Annotated in this window: 1 rRNA gene; it reads left to right on the top strand. The window is 50.4% G+C overall.

The features are described 5' to 3' along the window. Positions 1-270, top strand: a 16S ribosomal RNA gene (locus ACTHSL_RS13660); the annotation flags it as partial.

Raw genomic sequence — 270 nt, 5'->3', positions numbered from 1 at the left:
GCGTTATCCGGAATTACTGGGCGTAAAGAGTTGCGTAGGTGGACTGTTAAGTGGAGTGTGAAAGCGTGCGGCTCAACCGCATTGTTGCACTTCAAACTGGCAGACTAGAGTGCGAGAGAGGTAGATGGAATTCCCAGTGTAGGAGTGAAATCCGTAGATATTGGGAGGAACACCGATGGCGTAGGCAGTCTACTGGCTCGTTACTGACACTAAGGCACGAAAGCGTGGGTAGCAAACGGGATTAGATACCCTGGTAGTCCTGTCTCTTAT

The sequence above is a fragment of the Neisseria sp. P0008.S010 genome, from assembly GCF_051962715.1.
Lineage (GTDB): Bacteria > Pseudomonadota > Gammaproteobacteria > Burkholderiales > Neisseriaceae > Neisseria > Neisseria elongata.
This window is presented reverse-complemented; position numbering and strand designations above follow the sequence as displayed.